General features: G+C 73.4%; 14 protein-coding genes and 1 pseudogene. 9 read left to right on the top strand and 6 right to left on the bottom strand.

Features of this window, described 5'->3' with window-relative positions; all coding sequences use genetic code 11:
* Genes ACZ4TO_RS15640 through ACZ4TO_RS15630 form a run of 3 tightly spaced genes read right to left on the bottom strand, consistent with a single transcriptional unit; the run spans position 1 to position 2,172 of the window.
* The gene (locus tag ACZ4TO_RS15640; RefSeq protein WP_468024422.1) at positions 1 to 456 is read right to left on the bottom strand and encodes a hypothetical protein; all 456 of its coding nucleotides are present in this window, start codon (positions 454 to 456) and stop codon (positions 1 to 3) included.
* A gap of 58 nt (positions 457 to 514) precedes the next feature.
* Positions 515 to 1,240: an ABC transporter permease gene (locus ACZ4TO_RS15635; protein ID WP_468024421.1), complete on the bottom strand. Its 726-nt coding sequence runs from the start codon at positions 1,238 to 1,240 to the stop codon at positions 515 to 517.
* A gap of 2 nt (positions 1,241 to 1,242) precedes the next feature.
* The gene (locus ACZ4TO_RS15630; protein WP_468024420.1) at positions 1,243 to 2,172 is read right to left on the bottom strand and encodes an ATP-binding cassette domain-containing protein; all 930 of its coding nucleotides are present in this window, start codon (positions 2,170 to 2,172) and stop codon (positions 1,243 to 1,245) included.
* 108 nt (positions 2,173 to 2,280) lie between these two features.
* On the opposite strand from ACZ4TO_RS15630, the gene ACZ4TO_RS15625 reads away from it, so the two are divergent.
* The 3 genes from ACZ4TO_RS15625 to ACZ4TO_RS15615 all read left to right on the top strand — a co-directional run bounded on the left by ACZ4TO_RS15625 (position 2,281) and on the right by ACZ4TO_RS15615 (position 5,376).
* Positions 2,281 to 3,444, top strand: a complete 1,164-nt coding sequence (locus ACZ4TO_RS15625) for a sensor histidine kinase (protein WP_468024419.1) — start codon at positions 2,281 to 2,283, stop codon at positions 3,442 to 3,444.
* A gap of 14 nt (positions 3,445 to 3,458) precedes the next feature.
* Positions 3,459 to 4,121 (top strand): response regulator transcription factor, encoded by a 663-nt coding sequence (locus ACZ4TO_RS15620; RefSeq protein ID WP_382787196.1) that lies wholly within the window; start codon positions 3,459 to 3,461, stop codon positions 4,119 to 4,121.
* A 97-nt stretch (positions 4,122 to 4,218) separates the two neighbouring features.
* On the top strand, positions 4,219 to 5,376 hold the full coding sequence (locus ACZ4TO_RS15615; RefSeq protein ID WP_382787198.1) for an ROK family transcriptional regulator: 1,158 nt from the start codon (positions 4,219 to 4,221) through the stop codon (positions 5,374 to 5,376).
* A gap of 37 nt (positions 5,377 to 5,413) precedes the next feature.
* Here the strand turns inward: ACZ4TO_RS15615 and ACZ4TO_RS15610 are convergent, their stop codons facing one another.
* Both ACZ4TO_RS15610 and ACZ4TO_RS15605 read right to left on the bottom strand, forming a co-directional pair.
* Positions 5,414 to 6,175, bottom strand: a complete 762-nt coding sequence (locus ACZ4TO_RS15610; RefSeq protein WP_382787200.1) for a GntR family transcriptional regulator — start codon at positions 6,173 to 6,175, stop codon at positions 5,414 to 5,416.
* A gap of 267 nt (positions 6,176 to 6,442) precedes the next feature.
* Positions 6,443 to 7,327, bottom strand: coding sequence for an RNA polymerase sigma-70 factor (locus tag ACZ4TO_RS15605; protein WP_382787202.1), 885 nt, complete (start codon positions 7,325 to 7,327; stop codon positions 6,443 to 6,445).
* A gap of 124 nt (positions 7,328 to 7,451) precedes the next feature.
* On the opposite strand from ACZ4TO_RS15605, the gene ACZ4TO_RS15600 reads away from it, so the two are divergent.
* A complete protein-coding gene (locus tag ACZ4TO_RS15600; RefSeq protein ID WP_382787204.1) occupies positions 7,452 to 8,105 on the top strand; it encodes an NADPH-dependent F420 reductase in 654 nt (217 codons plus the stop codon).
* A 354-nt stretch (positions 8,106 to 8,459) separates the two neighbouring features.
* Positions 8,460 to 9,290, top strand: coding sequence for an alpha/beta fold hydrolase (locus tag ACZ4TO_RS15595; protein WP_468024418.1), 831 nt, complete (start codon positions 8,460 to 8,462; stop codon positions 9,288 to 9,290).
* A 600-nt stretch (positions 9,291 to 9,890) separates the two neighbouring features.
* Here ACZ4TO_RS15595 and ACZ4TO_RS15590 read toward each other — a convergent pair.
* Positions 9,891 to 10,247 (bottom strand): annotated as a pseudogene (locus ACZ4TO_RS15590) (EamA family transporter); the annotation flags it as partial.
* A 47-nt stretch (positions 10,248 to 10,294) separates the two neighbouring features.
* Here ACZ4TO_RS15590 and pdxR point away from each other — a divergent pair.
* The 4 genes from pdxR to ACZ4TO_RS15570 all read left to right on the top strand — a co-directional run bounded on the left by pdxR (position 10,295) and on the right by ACZ4TO_RS15570 (position 17,932).
* A complete protein-coding gene (pdxR, locus tag ACZ4TO_RS15585) occupies positions 10,295 to 11,830 on the top strand; it encodes a MocR-like pyridoxine biosynthesis transcription factor PdxR (RefSeq protein ID WP_468024417.1) in 1,536 nt (511 codons plus the stop codon).
* A 169-nt stretch (positions 11,831 to 11,999) separates the two neighbouring features.
* Entirely contained in the window at positions 12,000 to 13,595 is a 1,596-nt protein-coding gene (locus tag ACZ4TO_RS15580) for an alkaline phosphatase D family protein (protein WP_468024416.1), read from the top strand.
* Positions 13,596 to 13,796: 201 nt separating this feature from the next.
* Positions 13,797 to 15,275 (top strand): SWIM zinc finger family protein, encoded by a 1,479-nt coding sequence (locus tag ACZ4TO_RS15575; RefSeq protein WP_468024415.1) that lies wholly within the window; start codon positions 13,797 to 13,799, stop codon positions 15,273 to 15,275.
* The gene (locus tag ACZ4TO_RS15570; RefSeq protein ID WP_468024414.1) at positions 15,272 to 17,932 is read left to right on the top strand and encodes a DUF7824 domain-containing protein; all 2,661 of its coding nucleotides are present in this window, start codon (positions 15,272 to 15,274) and stop codon (positions 17,930 to 17,932) included. Before ACZ4TO_RS15575 ends, ACZ4TO_RS15570 begins: the two co-directional genes overlap by 4 nt.
* The last annotated feature ends 33 nt before the right edge of the window (positions 17,933 to 17,965 follow it).

Genomic DNA, 17,965 nt, shown 5'->3' with positions numbered 1-17,965 from the left:
TCACGGCGGGTCGATCTCCGTGATCACCGCGAGCAGTCTGAACTCCTGGTCCTCGCCGAGGCGGGAGATGCCGAGGGCGACCCAGCGGCCCACCTCTTCGGCCCGCCACACCTGCGCGTTCCTCATGTGCGCGCCCAGGGAGGCCCAGGGCTCCGGTATTCGCTCGTCGCCCTGCTGGGCGCGCAGGAACACGCCGTCGAGACTCATCCAGTCCGGCTTCCCCCACCGGTCGGCGAGCCGCTGCGCGAGGGCTTCCCGCAGGGCCTCGTACTGCTCGGCGTCCTCCTGTTCCCCCTGCCCGCCTCCTGTGGAACCTCCGCTCCGCTCCAACTCGACGACATGGAACCCGGGTCCCCCTGGACCGCCGTACGACCCGGCGACCGACCCGCCGTGCCCCGTGGGAAAGTCCTCGGCGCACAGCCGGTCGATCGTGGCGAGTTGCTGCGCGATGGTCATGACGTCCAGTAAAGCCGCCACCACTGACAATTGGTGAGGCGTCAGGAAGCCAGTGCGCTCAGGCGTCCCGGCGGCGGACGCACCACGCGCCCGCGCCCAGGGCCGCCGCCGTCCACAGCGCCGTCACCGCGAGCCCGCTCCAGGGTCCGAGCGCGCCGTCCCACGACACGTGCAGGACCGTCTGACCGGCCTTGTCCGGCAGGAAGTCCGCCACGCTCCCCGACGCCGACCCGACGACGAAGGACACGATGAGGAGGAACGGGATCAGGATGCCCAGGGTGGCGACCCCGCTGCGCAGGACGGCCGCCAGTCCCGCCGCGAACAGGGCCATCAAGGACAGGTAGACCGCGCAGCCCACCACGCCCCTCAGTTCCGCCGTCCAGGTCAGGGTGTCCGCCCGAGATCCGAGCACCGATGTCCCGACCACCAGGCTGAGCACGCCGGTGACCAGGCCGATTCCCAAAGCCGGCACACCGATCGCCACCGCCTTCGCCAGGAACCAGCGCCCCCGGTCGGGAACCGCGGCCAGCGACACACGGAGCGCGCCGCTCTGGTACTCGGCCGAGACCGCCTGGGCTCCGAAGGTGATGGCCGCGATCTGGCCGAAACTGACCCCGAAGAACGCCGAGAACAGCGGGTCGAAATCCGGGTTGTCGGAGTCGTCGAGGCCGGCGAGCGCGGAGAACGCGACCGTGGCCACGAGGACGGTCGCCAGTCCCCACAGGAGCGCACGGAGTGTCCGGATCTTGATCCATTCCGCGCGGAGTGCGGGTGCGAAGGACATGGTCAGGCCTCCTGGGGCTGGGTCGGGGCGGCGGCGAACTCGGTCTCGGTGGCTGTCAGGTCCAGATAGGCCTGCTCCAACGTGCCCTCCTCCGCGGCGAGTTCGAGAATGGAGAGACCGGCGGCGGAGGTGAGGCGCCCGATGTCCTCCAGCCGCGCGTCGTACGCGGTCCAGCGGCCCTCCTCGCCCTCGACGGCCTCGATGCCGTGCTCCGCGAACAGGCCCCCCAGCGCGCGGCTGTCCGTGCTGCGCACCCGGACGCGGGGCTGCACGCGCGCGTCGATGAACTCGCGCATCGGCGTGTCGGCCAGCAGCCTGCCGCGGCCGAGGACGACGAGCTGGTCGGCGAACGAGGCGGTCTCGTTCATGAGGTGGCTGGAGACGAGGACGGTGCGCCCCTCCCGGGCCAGCCGGCGCAGCAGCTCGCGGATCCAGATGATCCCCTCGGGGTCCAGCCCGTTGGAGGGTTCGTCCAGGAGCACCACGGGCGGGTCACCGAGCAGGGCGGCCGCGATGCCCAGGCGCTGACGCATGCCCAGGGAGTACGTCTTCACCCGGCGCCGGGCCACCGCGGCGAGCCCCGTCTCCTCCAGCACCTCGTCGACCCGGCGTTCGGGGATCCGGTTGGTGGCGGCCAGCGCCAGCAGGTGGTTCCGGGCGGTCCGCGATCCGTGGGCGGCTCCCGCGTCGAGCAGGGCGCCCACCTTGCGGAGCGGTTCGTCGAGCGTGGCGTACGCGCGGCCGCCGATGGTGGCGGTGCCGGAGGTGGGCCGGTCCAGGCCCAGCACGAGCCGCATGGTGGTGGACTTCCCGGCGCCGTTGGGGCCGAGGAATCCGGTGACGCGGCCCGGGAGGACGCTGAAGGTCAGGTGGTCCACGGCGCGCCTGCCGCCGTACTCCTTGGTCAGGTCTTGGACGTCGATGCTGGTCATGGGCCCAGCCTGGCCGCCGTGGGCCGCCGCCCGCCTCCCCCGCGGGTGGAGATCGTCTCCCCCGCCCGGGGGAGGTCCGTTGTCGGTGCCCGCTGGCAGGATGGCGCGATGGCCCGATTTCTGCGTCCGCTGCTGTGGGGGACGACGTACACGCGTTTGCTGCACCTGTGGGTGCCGATGCTGTTCGTCAGCGTGTGGCTCTTCATCGACATGTCGAGGCCATGGGTGCCCGCGCTGATGCTCATTCCGCTGGGGCTGATCCCGGCCGTGCGGCGGGGCGAGGGGGTGCAGGCGCGGTTCATGCTGGCGCCGGGCGAGCGAAGCGGTGAGGACACGGCGTTCTCGGTGGCCCCCTCGGCCGGCCTGAGGGACCGGTGGCGGACCGTGCTCTGGCTGGAGGCGCGTCTGCTGCTGAGCGTGGCGACCTCGGTGGTCACCGTGTGGCTGCCCATGTTCGCCGTCGACCTCACCCGGGCGGCCCTCGGCTACTGGCCGTCGGGCGACCCCGTGATCCGGCTCCTGGACCCGCACTGGAGCTGCGCGATGCTCATTCCCCTGCCCCTGCTCGCCCTGTACGGCGGGGTGGTCGGCCTGGGCGAGCTGACCACGGCGCTGGCCCGGCGGCTCCTCGGCCCCTCCCCCAGCGAGCGCCTCGCCGCGCTGGAGGAGCGCACCGAACAACTGCTGGAGCGCAACCGCATAGCCCGGGAGCTGCACGACTCCATCGGGCACGCTCTCACCGTCGCGGTGGTGCAGGCCGGCGCCGCGCGCGCGGCCGGCGACCCGGACTTCACCGAGCGTGCGCTGACCGCCATCGAGGAGACCGGAAGAGCGGCTCTGGAGGACCTGGAGCGGGTGCTCGGAGTGCTGCGCGAGGCGGAACGCCCGGCGAGCGGCCGCCCGACGCTGACCGACGCCGACCGGCTGCTGGAGTCGGCGCGCACGTCGGGGGCCGAGGTGGACGCCGAGGTGTCGGGCCCTCTGGAGACGGTGGCCGGTCCTGTGTCCAGGGAGGGCTACCGCATCCTCCAGGAGTCGCTCACCAATGTGCTCCGGCACGCCGGAAGTGTTCCGGTGCGGGTGCGGATCGACGTCAGGGACGGCGCGCTCTCCCTGGAGGTCCGCAATCCGCTGCCGGACGGCAGAGTGGTGGCCGGGCGGGGCAGCGGTCTGCGCGGCATACGGGAGCGGGCCGCGCTGCTCGGCGGCAGCGCCCGGACGGGCCCGCACGAGGGTGACTGGCAGGTCCATGCGGAGTTGCCGTTGCACTGATCTACGCTGGCCGGATGCCGGTCACCGTTCTGCTCGTCGACGACGAACCCCTCGTCCGCGCGGGACTGCGCGCCGTCCTGGAGGCGCAGCCCGACATCGAGGTCGTCGGCGAGGCCGCCGACGGGGCCGCGGTGATCCCGCTGGTCCGGCAGTTGCGGCCGGACGTGGTCGCCATGGATGTCCGGATGCCTCTGATGGACGGCATCGAGGCCACCCGCGCGCTGCTGCGGACGGTCGCCGACCCGCCCAAGATCCTCGTGGTGACGACCTTCGAGAACGACGAGTACGTCTACGAGGCGCTGCGCGCCGGAGCGGACGGCTTCCTGCTGAAGCGGGCGCGCCCGGCCGAGATCGTGCACGCGGTGCGCCTGGTGGCCGAGGGCGAGTCCCTGCTGTTCCCCGCCTCCGTGCGGCAGTTGGCGGCCGACTACGGCGAGGGCGGGGCCAGTCCGGCGGCGCGGGCGGTCATGGAACGGGCCGCGCTGACCGAGCGCGAGGCGGACGTGCTGCGGCTGATGGCCCGGGGGATGTCCAACGCCGAGATCGCCGCGCGGCTGGTCGTCGGCACGGAGACGGTCAAGTCGCACGTCAGCTCCGTACTGGCGAAGCTGGGGGCCCGGGACCGTACTCAGGCGGTCATCGCGGCCTACGAATCGGGGTTCGTGGCGCCGGGCTGACCGCGCCCCGCGGAGCGAAAGGGTCCCCGGCTCTCGCCGGGGTCCCCCGCGACGAGTACGATCCGGCCAACACGCGTACAAGCTGGGAGGACGGACGTTGGGGCGGTTGACCGGCGGGGATCCGTCTCTGCTGCGACGGATCAATTCCGCGGTGGTCCTGCACGCCTTGCGTGCCACGGACTGCGCGACCCTCACCGAGATCACCCGGGTGACCGGTTTGTCACGGCCGACGGTCGAAGGCGTCGTCGAGGGGCTGATCGAGAACGGGCTCGTCGTCGAGAAGGCGGCCGAGGAGGGTGCCACGCGGCGCCAGGGGCGTCCGGCGCGCAGGTTCCGGTTCCGGGCCGAGGCGGGGCACCTGCTGGGCCTGGAGATCGGCCCGCACCGCGTCGCGGCCCTGCTCGCGGACCTGGACGGGCGCGTGATGGGCGCGATGGCCAAGGACGTGGACGAGAGGGCGTCCGCCGACGAGCGGCTGGAACGGCTGCGGATGGCGGTCGCCGAGCTGCTGCGCAGGGCGGGTGTCGCCCGCAGCTCGCTGCGCGCGGTGGGCGTGGGCAGTCCCGGGATCGTCGAGGCGGACGGCACCGTGCGCCTGGGCACGGCGCTGCCGGAATGGACGGGCCTGCCACTGGGCGAGCGGCTGAGCCGCTCCTTCAAGTGCCCGGTGCTCGTGGAGAACGACGCCAACGCGGCGGCGGTCGCGGAGCACTGGAAGGGCGCGGCGACCGAGTCGGACGACGTCGTGTTCGTCCTGGCGGGACTGAGCCCGGGCGCCGGAGCGTTGATCGGCGGGCGGCTGCACCGGGGGTTCGGCGGCGCGGCCGGTGAGATCGGCGCGCTGCATCTGCTGGGCCGTGACGTCACACCCGAGACGCTGCTCTCGACGACGGACGAGCCGTTGCATCCGCTCGACGAGCCGGCCGTCGCCAAGGTGTTCGCGCTGGCCAAGGACGGCGACCAGCGGGCGCGCGCGGCGGTCGAGCGCTTCATCCAGCGCCTGGTGCACGACGTGGCGGCCCTGGTCCTCGCCCTGGACCCGGAGCTGGTCGTCATCGGCGGCTGGGCGGCCGGTCTGGACGGCGTGCTGGAGCCGCTGCGCAGGGAGTTGGCGCGCTACTGTCTGCGTCCGCCCAAGGTCGCCCTCTCCATGCTGGGAGAGGCTGCGGTGGCGACGGGCGCGCTGCGGCTGGCCCTCGACCACGTCGAGGAGCAGTTGTTCGCGGTGGAGGGAACCGTGACCGCGCGCCGCTGAGGCGCGAGCGACGCGGCGGTCCGGACCGGACGACGGCTCAGGAGGCGCGGCGCTCCGGGTCGTGGTGGATCTCCACCCCGCCCGAATCACCGAACGTGAGCCGGCAGGTGTCGGCACGGTACGTGGCCACCGACACCGCCACGGTGCGCCCCTCGGTGAAGAAGCGGGTCGTGACGACTAGGACGGGCGCCCCGGGAAGACGGTCGAGCTCCTTGGCGTCGTCCGCGCGGGCCGAGCCCAGCTCGACGGCACGGTCCTGGCCCTCGAGGTCCAGGCGCTGGAGCTCGCGCAGCACGGCACGCGCGCGTGCGGCGCCCGAGGGCGCGTCGATCGCCGACAGGTCCGGCACCGAGGACGCCGGGATGTACAGGAGCTCGGCGGCGACGGGCTGGCCGTGCGTCACCAGGGAACGGCGCACGGTGTGGACCTGCTCGCCGTCCGCGCTCTCCAGGATGCCGGCCACCGGCGCGGGGGGCGCCGCCACCGTGCAGTCCGCGGCGTGCCAGGCGTCACCGGCCGCCCCCGGCCACACATGCTGTTCGGTTCCGACGGCCACGCCCACGCGCGGGGGCGCGACGGTGGTGCCCACGCCGCGGCGGCGCTGCAGCCGGCCTTCCAGTTCGAGCTGTTCGAGTGCCTGCCGCAGGGTCGCCCGGGCGACACCGAAGCGGGCCGCCAGATCACGTTCGTTGGGCAGGATCTCGCCCACGGTGAACTCGGAGTCCAGTGCCTCGCTGAGCACGGTCCTGAGGTGCCAGTACTTCGGTTCCGGCACCGATTCCAACTGCGTGGTCCCCACCCTGTCCTCCGCAATCGCCGTGGCCCGGCGGCGTTTTAACGCCCTTGTTTATTAAAGGTTCCTGCACTATCCGCGACGATAGGGCCGCCCCCACCCTTGGTCAAGACCAATCCTCGAACCCTTACGGATTGCACAGGCGCCCCGCCGCGGAGCGTTCACGGGGTGTTCTCGCCGGGCGACGTCCGTGACACAACGCCGAAAGCCCCCGTACAAAGTCGGGGGCTTCCGCTGTCCTGTGACGCCTCGGCGGGAGGCGTTCTCCGGTGGCTAACCGGCCGGGATCGACACCAGCTTCTCCGGGTTGCGCACGATGTAGACGCACTGGACCCGCCCGTCGGCGACGTCCAGTTGGATGACGCTGTCGGGTTCGCCCCCGGACAGCGCGAGCACCGCGAGGCCGCCGTTGACCTCGAGGAAGCGCAACGACAGGCCGTACGCGCCCTTCTTGGTGACGCCGATGACGAACCGGCCGACCTTCTCGGCGCCGTCGAGGACGCGCAGGGGTGCCTGGGTGAGGCCGCCGCTGTCGCCGATGAGCCGCGCCTCGGGTGCCAGCAGGGACATGAGCCCCTCCAGATCGCCCTCGGCCGCCGCGGCGAGGAACCGCTCGGTGAGGTCACGGCGTTCGGCCGGGTCCACCTCGTAGCGTGGCCGCCGTTCCTCCACGTGCTTGCGCGCCCGCCCGGCGAGTTGGCGTACCGCCGCCTCGCCTCGCTCCAGTACGACCGCGATGTCGGCGTACGGATAGCCGAACGCCTCGCGCAGGACGAACACCGCGCGTTCCAACGGGGACAGGGACTCCAGGACGACGAGGACGGCGAGGGAGACGGAGTCCGCGAGGACGGCGCGCTCGACGCTGTCCGGCACCGTCTCACCGAAGTCCGTGACGTACGGCTCCGGGAGCCACGGTCCGACGTAGGTCTCGCGACGCGACTGGACCTGGCGCAGCCGGTCGATGGCGAGCCGGGTCGTGACACGGACCAGGTAGCCGCGCGGCTCACGCACGTCCGACCGGTCCTCGGCCGACCAGCGCAGCCACGTCTCCTGGACGACGTCCTCCGCGTCGGCCACGCGCGCGAGCATGCGGTACGCCACACCCATGAGTACGGGGCGGTGTTCCTCGAATACGTCGGTCACCGTGTCGGTCGTCACCGCCCCATCCCACCCGACACATTCCCGGGTGTCCAGGCGAAACAGCCGGGCGAAACGGCCGCCCCGGAGCACAATGGCCGCGGACCGCCGGTGACCGGCGGTCCCGACAACGGGAGGAACGACGATGCGGTACGGGGTACTGGGCACGGGCGACGTGGGGCGCACCCTCGCCGGCAAACTGGTCGAACTGGGCCACGAGGTCTGCCTGGGTTCGCGCACGAAGGACAACGCGGCGGCGGCCGAGTGGGCCGACGGCGCGGGCCCCACGGCCCATCACGGCACCTTCGCCGACGCGGCGGCGTTCGGCGAGGTGGTCGTGAACGCGGTGGGCGGCCGGGTCGCGCTCGCCGTGCTGCGGTCGGCCGGTGCGGAAAACCTGGACGGCAAGGTGGTGTTGGACGTCTCCAATCCCCTGGCCTTCGAGGACGGCGAACTGCGGCTGTCTCCCGTGGAGTCGGACAGCGTGGGCGAGCAGATCCAGCGGGAGTTTCCGGGGGCCCGTGTGGTGAAGAGCCTCAACACGGTCAACTGCCAGGTGATGGTGGACCCTTCCAAGGTGCCGGGCGAGCACCAGATCTTCGTCTCGGGTGACGACGAGGGCGCCAAGGAGCAAGTGACCTCGCTGCTGGGCGAGTTCGGCTGGCCCGCGCGGCGCGTGTTCGACCTCGGCGGCATCAGCACCGCGCGGACCGTGGAGATGTACGTGCCGCTGTGGGTCAAGCTCATGCAGAGCATCGGGCACGCGGACTTCAACATCGAGGTGCGCGGGGCGCGCTAGCCGCGGGCCGCGGGCCTGGAGGAGCCGCGGGCACGGGCGCGTCAGAGGTGGGTACGGGCATCCGGTCGGCGCCGGGTGCCCGTACTGGGCCCCGCACCGCCGTCCCCGCCGTGTGGTGCCGGGCGTGAGGTGCCTGGCCCGAACGCTGGGCCTCGGACGCCCGGCCTTGGACGGCCCACCTCGGACGGCCGACCTCGGACGCCCGGCCTCGAATGCCCGGCCTCGAATGCCCGGCCTCGGATGGCCGGCCCCCGGCGCCGGGTTCGTGCCGACTCGGGGGCTACCCGTCGGTAGCAGTTGCTGACAAGCTGTCTACGAGATGGTTCGTCACGGCATCAGATGAGGAGCACCCGCATGTCCGACACGGTCACCGTCAGCCTCCCCACACCGCGCGGCCCGAAGGCGGTCACCGTGTCCTACGCGCGCGAGGGCACCGGCGAGCCGCTGCTCCTGCTCCACGGCATCGGCCACCACCGCCAGGCCTGGGACCCGGTCATCCCCATCCTCGCCGCCGAACGCGACGTCATCGCCGTCGACCTTCCGGGCTTCGGCGCGTCCCCGGCGCTGCCCGACGGGCTCGCCCACGACCTGTCGACGGTGGTGCCCGTACTCGGCGCGCTGTGCGAGGCGCTGGAGATCGAGCGGCCGCACGTCGCCGGAAACTCGCTCGGCGGGCTGCTGGCGCTGGAACTGGGCCGCGAGAAGCTCGTACGGTCCGTCACCGCGCTCTCGCCCGCGGGCTTCTGGTCGCCGGTGGAGCGGCGGTACGCCTTCGGGCTGCTGATCGCCATGCGCCAGACGGCCCGCCGCATGCCCCTGCCGGTCATCGAGCGGCTCTCCCGCTCCGCGGCCGGGCGGACCGTCCTGACCAGCACCATCTACGCCCGGCCCGCCCGCCGTTCACCCGAAGCGGTCGTCGCCGAGACCCTCGCCCTGGCCCACGCGGAGGGATTCGCCGAGACGCTCCGGGCGGGCACGAACGTCCAGTTCACGGACGACATCCCGACGCTCCCCGTCACCGTGGCCTGGGGAACCCGCGACCGGCTGCTGATCCGCCGCCAGGGCGTCCGGGCCAAGCAGATCATTCCGCGGGCGCGGCTGGTGCGGCTGCCCGGCTGCGGCCACGTCCCGATGAACGACGACCCGGCGCTCGTCGCCCGCGTCATCCTCGACGGAAGCCGCTGAGCGGTCCGGGACGGCGGAGTTCGCGCTGTCCTGGGGCTCGGTCCCCGGGCGGCCCCTTCCGGCGGCCCGGCGACCGCGCCCGAGGACGACGCCCAAGGCGCCCGACCCGAGGGCGACTCCGGCGCCGACGAGGGCACTGCCCGCGGCCTGCGCGATCCCGTAGGCGCCGGTACCCACGAGCGGCGCGGTGCAGGCCGCCGAGACCGGGACGAGGCCGGAGAAGAGCGTGGCGCGCTCCGCTCCGATGCGCTGCACGCCCATGTACCAGCAGACGAAGCCGACGACCGTGACGACCGCCGCCTGCCACAGCAGCGCGGTCGCCTCGGTGGCGTCCGGCACCCGCAGCCACGCTCCACGGTCGGCGATCACGCCGACCAGCGCGGACTCGGCCGCGGCGACGGCGCACACGGTGGCCGACAGCAGCCGCGGCCCCAGCGGACGCAGTACCGGTACGGCCAGCACGGCGAAACCGGCTTCCCCGGCCAGCGCGCCCACGGAGCAGGCGATCCCGGCCGCGTCCGTGCGGCCCCATCCCTGAACGGCGAAGGCGCCGAGGGCGACGAGCAGCGCCCCGTACAGGACGCGGCGTCGTGGGCGGCGGCCCTCCTGAAGCGGTACGAGCACCGCGACGACGACGGGGGCGCAGCCGACGAAGACGCCGGGTACCGCCGGTTCGGCGGTGCGCTCGGCGGCGAGCACGGCGAGGTTGAAGCCGACCATGCCGACGGCCGCGACGAGCGCGAGTCGCCCCCACTGGCGGACCGTGAGCCGCCGCAGCGGGGCGGCCGCGCCCCGGCCGACGAGGGGCAGCAGGAGGACACAGGCGAGGCCGTAGCGCAGGAACTGGCCGCCCGCGTACGGATAGTGGCCCAGGACGCTGTTGGCGGTGAAGGAACCTCCGACGAGGACACAGGCGAGGGCGGCGAGCAGCGCGCCCCGGGTGGTGGTGGCGTTCATGACTACGACGCTATGAACGGGCGTGGCCCGGATTAAGGTCCACTTCCATGACGTCATCGGGGACCAATCGCGGCGAGCCGCCGCGTCCCGCTCCGACAGCACCGACCGCGGCTCCGGCGGAACCGGAGGGCTCGCCAGGATCGACAGGCCGGGCAGAACCGGCGGCCTCCTCGTGGACGGCCGCCTGGGAGCTGCTCCTGCCGGCCGCGTCGGCGCCGGCACGCGCGCGTGGACGCACGCTCCAGGCCGCGCTGCGCGAGGCGGTCCGCTCCGGGCGGCTCGCTCCCGGCACCCGGCTGCCGTCGAGCCGCGAGCTGGCCGGGGACCTCGGCGTGTCGCGGGGGCTCGTCACGGAGGCGTACGAGCAGTTGACGGCGGAAGGCTATCTCCGCAGTGACCGCGGGTCGGGTACCTGGGTCGGCGGTGCGGTGCGGGCCGTCGGTCCACGCGCGCGTGACCGTGCCCCGCGGGCGGCCGGGGTGCGGGCCGACTTCGTCGCGGGAAGCCCCGACCTGTCCCTCTTCCCGCGCTCCGCCTGGGCCGCCGCGCACCGCGGGGTGCTGGCCGAACTCCCCCACCAGGCACTGGGCTACCCGGACCCGCGCGGCCTGCCGCGCCTCAGGACGGCCTTGGCCGAACTCCTCGTGCGCCGCCGGGGTGTGGTCGCGGACCCGGAGCGCGTCATCGTGGTCTCCGGCGTCGCCCAGGCGATGACACTGCTCGGTTTCGCGCTCCACGCGCGCGGGACACCCCGCGTGGGCGTCGAGCGTCCCGGCAGCCCGGAACTCGGCTCCCTGTTCGCCTCGGCAGGCGTCGGCACCGTACCGCTTCCGCTCGACGACGAGGGTCTCGCGCTCGCCCCGCTCGAAGCGTCCGGTGTACGGGCCCTGGTGACGACGCCCGCCCACCAGTTCCCGACGGGCATCGCGTACTCGGCCCGGCGTCGCGGCGAACTCCTCGACTGGACCCGGTCCGTGGACGGCCTGGTCATCGAGGACGACTACGACGGCGACTTCCGTTACGACCGTGCGCCGGTGGGTGCCCTCCAGGGACTGGACCCCGAGCGTGTCGCGTACACCGGCTCGGTCAGCAAATCGCTCGCTCCGGGGCTTCGGCTCGGCTGGCTCCTGGTCCCGGCGTCCCACTTCGAGGAGGTCGTCGAGCGCAAACGCACCATGGACCTCGGCAACCCGGTCCTCGACCAGGCGCTCCTGGCCCGTTTCGTCGAACGCGGCGACTACGACCGGCACCTGCGCCGCTGCCAGCGTGCGTACCGGGAGCGGCGTGACGTCCTGGTCGCGGCCCTGGAGGAGCACTTTCCGGGTACGGAGGTCTCCGGAATCGCGGCCGGTCTGCACGTCGTGGCCGCACTGCCCGCCCGCCATGGACCGCGGGACAGCTTCCTGGAACGCACCGCGGCGGCGGGGGTCGTGGTCCGGCCGACGGCCCACTACGGATCGACGGCCGCGGACGGCGTACGGCTCGTGCTCGGGTACGCCCATCTGCCGCCCGCACGCATACGGGACGGCGTGCGGCTGATGGCGGAGGCCGTACGGGACCGGTCGGCCGGTTCGGCTCTTTAGACCGGTTCCCCGGCCGGCTCCATGAGGCGGTCCGCGGGGGCTCCCCGGGCGTCGGGGCGATTCCCCGTGTCCCAGGGCCGGTTGTTCACCCGTGGTTTGCGTGCGCGCTGCGGCGCACCAGTAGTTGTGGCTCTGCACACTGGCCGAATCCGTACCCGGAGGCGTATCCATGTCGCACCGTCCGTTCCCCTCGTTCCCCGGTCGCCGCAGCGTGCTGCGCGGCTCGCTGGCCGCGTCGGCGGCACTGGCCCTGCCCACCACGCTCGGCTCGGCGCCGGCGCTCGCCCTGTCCGGCCGGCCGAAGGCGGGCTGGGGCGTCCAGACCGGCGACGTGACCACCGACTCCGGCCTGGTGTGGGTGCGCTCCGACCGGCCCGCGCGGATGATCGTCGAGACCTCGGCGACCGCGTCGTTCCGCGACGCGCGCCGATGGCACGGTCCGCTGCTCGGCGCGGACACGGACTTCACGGGGACCACCCGGCTGCGCGGGCTGCCGTCCGGTGAACAGATCCACTACCGCGTCCTGCTCGCCGACCCGGACGACCCCCGGCGCACCGGCGAGCCGGTGGGCGGAACGTTCCGCACGGCTCCGCACGGGCGGCGCGGCGGTGTGCGCTTCCTCTGGTCGGGCGACCTGGCGGGGCAGGGCTGGGGCATCAACCCGGACATCGGCGGCTACCGCATCTTCGACGCGATGGCCCGGCTCGACCCCGACTTCTTCCTGTGCAGCGGCGACAACATCTACGCGGACGGCCCGCTGGCCGCCACGGCCGCGCTCCCCGACGGCGGCACCTGGCGGAACATCACGACCGAGGAGAAGTCCAAGGTCGCCGAGTCGCTGGCGGAGTTCCGCGGCAATTTCCGCTACAACCTGCTCGACGAGAACCTCAAGCGGTTCAACGCCCAGGTGCCCTCCGTGATCCAGTGGGACGACCACGAGGTGCGGAACAACTGGTACCCGGGTGAGGTGATCGCCACCACGGACACGCGCTACACGGAGAAGAGCGTCGACGTCCTGGCGGCGCGGGCCCGGCGCGCGTTCGGCGAGTACTTCCCCGTGTCGACCCTGCGGCCGGGCGACCGGGACGGTCGCGTGCACCGGGTCGTGCGGCACGGTCCCCTGCTGGACGTGTTCGTCCTCGACATGCGCACCTACCGCAACGCCAACTCCCCCGACGACCAGACGACGGATCCGCAGGGCATCCTCGGTGCCGCGCAGTTGGAGTGGCTGAAGCGCGAGCTGTCGCGTTCGCGGGCCGTGTGGAAGGTGATCGCCGCGGACATGCCGCTCGGCCTGGTCGTTCCGGACACGACCGAGGGACGGCCGAACATCGAGGCCGTGGCCCAGGGCGACCCGGGCGCGCCGCTGGGTCGCGAGCTCCAACTCGCCGAACTGCTGCGGTTCATCAAGCACCGGCGGATCACGGGCACCGTGTGGCTCACCGCCGACGTGCACCACACGTCGGCCCAGCACTACCAGCCGTCGCGGGCCGCGTTCACCGACTTCGAGCCGTTCTGGGAGTTCGTCTCCGGCCCGCTGAACGCCGGCGCCTTCCCGGCGAGCGCACTGGACGGCACCTTCGGTCCGGAGCGGGTGTTCGTGAAGGCGCCCGTCGCCTCGAACGTGTCACCCGCGGGCGGCTACCAGTTCTTCGGCGAGGTGGACATCGACGGCGACAGCGGCGAGCTGACGGTACGCCTGCGCGAACAGGACGGGACCGTGCTGTTCACGCAGGTGCTCCAGCCGGGACGCGTGGGCCAGTAGCGACGCCGGTCCGCCGTGCCCCGCACACGGGTCCCACCTCGGCCCCGGGCACGGCGGGCCCATCCCGGCCCCGAGCACGGCGGGCCCACCCCGGCCGCCCGGCACGTCGGAACCACCGCGTGGCTTCCTCTCCCGTCGGCCTGGATGGCAAGTCCTCGCAGGTCAGGGGCGATTGTCAGTGGTCGCCTCTACGGTTTTTCCATGACGCGATCTTTGCAGGCCGTGGCCTACACCCGACCCTCCGCTCTGGAGTCCGTGCCCGGCGGGCGGCGGCTGGGGCTCGAGACCTCGCGAGGTTCGACGCCCACGGGGATCGAGGACCATCCGCGGTTCTTCGCGGGCTTCCTGACGTCGCCCCAGGTGGCCGCCGCGGGACTGCTGGCGGTGGCCGACGTCGCCGCGGCGCGTTACGACCGGCCGCAACCGCGGGCGTCCCTGGACCCGGTGGTCACGGGCAACGGTGACCGTCTCCGGTTCGAGTCCTTCTCCGGCTGCGGAGGGGTGTACGCGCGCCTGGACGTACTGACACCGGGCCTGGACGGCGACGAGATCGGGCACGGGACGACGAACGTCGACGTCAACAACCCGCTGCGCGAGGCCCTCTCCCGCATCGGCACGGACGATCCGCTGCATCTTCGGGTCGGCCCGGACGAGATGGCCGTGACCACGCTGGACGGGCCCGTGGTGGAGAAGAAGGTGCCGTTGCCCGACCGCTGGCTGCGGGGATTCGCCGAGGCCCAGGTGACCGCGGCCGGGTTCGACCTGCGGGCCGAGCTGCCCGCCGCCGAGGCCGTCCGGTTCCTGCGCTCGCTCCCGCGCGGCACGGTGCGCGGCAGGTCGGGCGGCCCCCAGTGGGTGGTGCCCGCGGGCCGGGGACTGCGTCCGACCACCCGGCCGGTTCCGGGAGCCGTCTGTCTGCCCGGACCGGACCGGCTGATCGCCCTCCAGAGGGTGTTGCGCCACGCGACGGCACTGCGCGTGTACGGCCCGCCGGTCACCGGCGACGCCGCCCTTGCCGGCGCCTGGGAAGCCGTCCTCCCCGGAATGCGGCTGACCCTCACGCTCTCGCCGGACGCGTCCCGTGGCTTCTCCGGAGAGGGCGGGGTGCTGGACGCACTCGCCACCGACGAGGCGGCCGAGGACGCCGAGCTGATCGCGGTGCTGCTGGCGTGGGAGCCCCGCGTCGACGTGGGTGACCTGGCCTCCGCCTCCGGCCTGCCGGCCGAGCGCGTGAGAGCCGCCCTGGTCCGGCTGGGCACGTCGGGCCGCGTGGGCTACGACACCGCGGAAGCCGCCTACTTCCACCGCGAACTGCCCTACGACGCGGGGCGGGCCGAGCGGCACAACCCGCGCCTGCGGTCGGCCCACGCACTCGTCGCCGGAGGCGCGGTCGCCCTGGACGGGGCCATCGGCACGGTGACGGCGGACGACGGACATGTGCACCGGGTCCGCGACGACGCGGGGACGTTGAGCTGTTCCTGCCTGTGGTGGGCGAAGTACCGCGGCGGACGCGGACCGTGCAAACACGCTCTGGCGGTCCGGATGGTACGGCGGGGCGCCCGGGTCGAGCACGGGGCCGGCCCCGGTGCCGACCCTGGTGCCGGGCGCGGGGAGCCCCTGGTCTCGGGGCGACACGAGTCATTCCAGGAAGTTCCGTTCGACGGGGGCGAGGGACGATGAACGACGAAGCACTGCTGACGGCGGTACGGGCGGGGCGGACGGTCGAGGCCGCCGGGCTCCTGGACGGCATGACCGATGCCGAACGCCGGTCCTGTCTGCCCGCGTTGAAGGCGCTGCGCAAGGAGTTGCGGTCCGCGCCGTGGAACGCGGCGTCCCGGGTGGCCCATCCCGCGCTGCACGCGGCGGGCGCCGCGTGTCACACGGGCGCCGCCGGTGCGGCGACCTGGATCGCGGGTGTCGACATGCGCTGGTCACAGGCCTCCCCCGGTGTCCTGCTCCATGTCCTGGGCGACCGGGAGTCCGACTGGCTCGCCGATCTGACGCACCGGCTCGCGGCCCGCCCGACGACCTCCCGGGTGCCGTTCGCCCTGCTGTCGGGCCTGGTGGGGCTGTCCGGCTGCGCGGTTCCGACGACCGACTCCTACGTCCAGGGCTGGCTGGAGCACATCGGCGCCTCGTGGCACAGCGGCGACACCGTGGCGCAGCGGCTGCGCAAGGAGCCGCACCTGTCCGTGCTGATCACCGCGCTCTTCGAGTCGCTGGAGGTCACGAGCCGGATCGCCTGGCTGTTCGGCGACGGGCCGGGAAGCTGGTACAACGCCCTCGCGGAGCTGGCCGAGGAAGGCACCCTGGACCGCGAGGTCCTGCTGGACGCCTGCGTCGCACGGCTCCTGCGCGGTGGCGCCCCGGCCGACCAGCGGGTGTTCCTGCGTCTGCTGTCGTCCCTGGCTCCGACACGGGACGAGGAACGCGAGCGCACCGCCGACTGGACCGCGCTCGCCTGCCAGGCCGTGCCGGCCGTCGCCTGGCACGCGCAGTCGGTGCTCGCCTCCCTCGCGCTGGACGGCGAGTTGACGCACCGGCAGCTCGCCGACATGTCCTCGGGCGTCGTCTTCCGGACGGAGAAGAAGCTGGTGCGCGCCCAGCTCATCCTGCTGGGGAAAGTCCTCAAGGGTGATCCGTCCGCCGCGGACGTACTGCTGCCCGCGGTGGCGGAAGCCTTCGGGCACGAGGACACCGAGGTGCAGGAGCGTGCGCTGAAGCTGGTGGAGCGCCATGTCGGCGCCCTTCCCGACGCGGCCGACGCGCGGGCTCGGCTCGAAGACCTCAGCGCCGACTTGAGCCCGGGGCTCCGGCTGCGGGCCCAGCGGGCCCTCGGTGTCGAGGCGCCGGGCTCCGCTTCGACGGTCCAGGAGGACGTACTGCCGCCCGTTCCGGAGCGGGCGCGGCTGGCGCCGGCACCGGAATCGGTGGCCGAACTGGCGGAGGAGGTCAGCGCGATCCTGGCCTCGGGTGGCGGAGTCGCCGCGTTCGAGCGGGCTCTGGACGGCCTGGTCCGCCATGCCCACCGTGACCCGGACGCGCTGGTGGAGGCACTCGGCCCCGTGGTCGCGCGCTGCTGGTGGAAGGACCGCGATCCGAGCTACCCGGTCGTGGACCGGAGCTTCCGTGAGTCGGCGCATGGCCTCGAAGTGGTCCTGGCTTCCCTGTTCAAGGGGGTCGGCATGCATACGCTCCACGCGGCGGTGCAGCAGGGGCCGACGGGTGGGAACTGCCGGCACAGCGCGCTCTCCCGCGCCCTCGACGCGCGGCTGTGGGAGGCGGCCCACCGGGTGCGCACCGAGCCGATGCCGTTCCTGCTGGCCACTCCCACCTGGGACAGCGGGCTGCTGGAGCCGGACGAACTCGTGGAACGACTCACCGAGTACCGACGGCTCGACGCCCGGCCGGGCACGGCCGACTTCGCTCAGGCGCTTCTGCGCGTGCGGCGCGACGACACCGCGACGACGGCGGCGGCCGTGGCGCGGGCCCGCGCGCTCGGCAGTCCGGAGGGGTACCGGCTGGCCCAGTGGCTCACCTCGGAAGGACCGCTGCTCCCGACCGTCCGCCGACGGACCTCGGGCGCCCGCGTCCTGCTGGAACTGGGCGAACTCGAAGAGATTCAGGGCCTGTTCCCCAGGGAGTTCAGGCTGCTGGGCCGCCCCCTCACGGCGTTCAAGGACCACTGGTACTGCCGGCACTGGGGCGCCACGGACCAGCAGCACTGGCCGGCCGTCGTACCGGGACGCCGGGAACTGGTGGCGGCGCGTCTCCTGAGCGACTTCGGCGCGGCCGCGATGGAGGACGGCCGCGTGGACACCGCGTCGCTGCCACTGCTCGCCGAGGCCGACGGCACGGCGGGCGAGGCACTGCACCTGTGCCTCGCGTACGGACTCGGGGCCCGGCGTCCCGAGGAGCGGCTCGCCGCGGTGGACGCCCTGCTGATCCTCGCCGCCCGGGGACAGCTCGACGCCGGGCGGCTCGGCGCGGACCTCGGAGAACTGGTGCGCAGGGGTGCGCTGAAGAAGTCCCGGCTGGCCGAGTCGATACGCACGGCGGCGGCCACGGGTGCGTACGCCACGGTCTGGTCGGTGCTGGACGGCCTGCTGCCGGTCCTGCTGGCCGACCTCACCGCCGACGGGGCGGGCGGCGGCGCGGTGCGAGGGCTCGGTGAGCTGCTGGCCGTCGCCGCCGACTGCGCCGAGCGGTCCGGGGCGCGCGGTGATCTCGCGCATCTCGCCGACACCGCCGGCCGGCAGGGCTCGTCCAAGGTCGTGGCCCAGGCCCGACGGCTGCGGACCGCGCTGACTCGGGAGGAGGTCGTCCCGGTCGCCTGAGACGCCGGGCCGTCGCTGGAGACGGGAAGCCGT

Source organism: Streptomyces sp. NPDC028298 (genome assembly GCF_055565895.1).
This window is presented reverse-complemented; position numbering and strand designations above follow the sequence as displayed.

Excerpts from the sequence above, each read along its gene's own strand:
- ACZ4TO_RS15635 (WP_468024421.1), bottom strand. The coding sequence starts at position 1,240 with ATGTCCTTCGCACCCGCACTCCGCGCGGAATGGATCAAGATCCGGACA.
- ACZ4TO_RS15640 (WP_468024422.1), bottom strand. The coding sequence starts at position 456 with ATGACCATCGCGCAGCAACTCGCCACGATCGACCGGCTGTGCGCCGAG.
- ACZ4TO_RS15600 (WP_382787204.1), top strand. The coding sequence starts at position 7,452 with ATGCGGTACGGGGTACTGGGCACGGGCGACGTGGGGCGCACCCTCGCC.
- ACZ4TO_RS15575 (WP_468024415.1), top strand. The coding sequence starts at position 13,797 with ATGACGCGATCTTTGCAGGCCGTGGCCTACACCCGACCCTCCGCTCTG.
- ACZ4TO_RS15570 (WP_468024414.1), top strand. The coding sequence starts at position 15,272 with ATGAACGACGAAGCACTGCTGACGGCGGTACGGGCGGGGCGGACGGTC.
- pdxR (WP_468024417.1), top strand. The coding sequence starts at position 10,295 with ATGACGTCATCGGGGACCAATCGCGGCGAGCCGCCGCGTCCCGCTCCG.
- ACZ4TO_RS15595 (WP_468024418.1), top strand. The coding sequence starts at position 8,460 with ATGTCCGACACGGTCACCGTCAGCCTCCCCACACCGCGCGGCCCGAAG.
- ACZ4TO_RS15630 (WP_468024420.1), bottom strand. The coding sequence starts at position 2,172 with ATGACCAGCATCGACGTCCAAGACCTGACCAAGGAGTACGGCGGCAGG.
- ACZ4TO_RS15625 (WP_468024419.1), top strand. The coding sequence starts at position 2,281 with ATGGCCCGATTTCTGCGTCCGCTGCTGTGGGGGACGACGTACACGCGT.
- ACZ4TO_RS15580 (WP_468024416.1), top strand. The coding sequence starts at position 12,000 with ATGTCGCACCGTCCGTTCCCCTCGTTCCCCGGTCGCCGCAGCGTGCTG.
- ACZ4TO_RS15620 (WP_382787196.1), top strand. The coding sequence starts at position 3,459 with ATGCCGGTCACCGTTCTGCTCGTCGACGACGAACCCCTCGTCCGCGCG.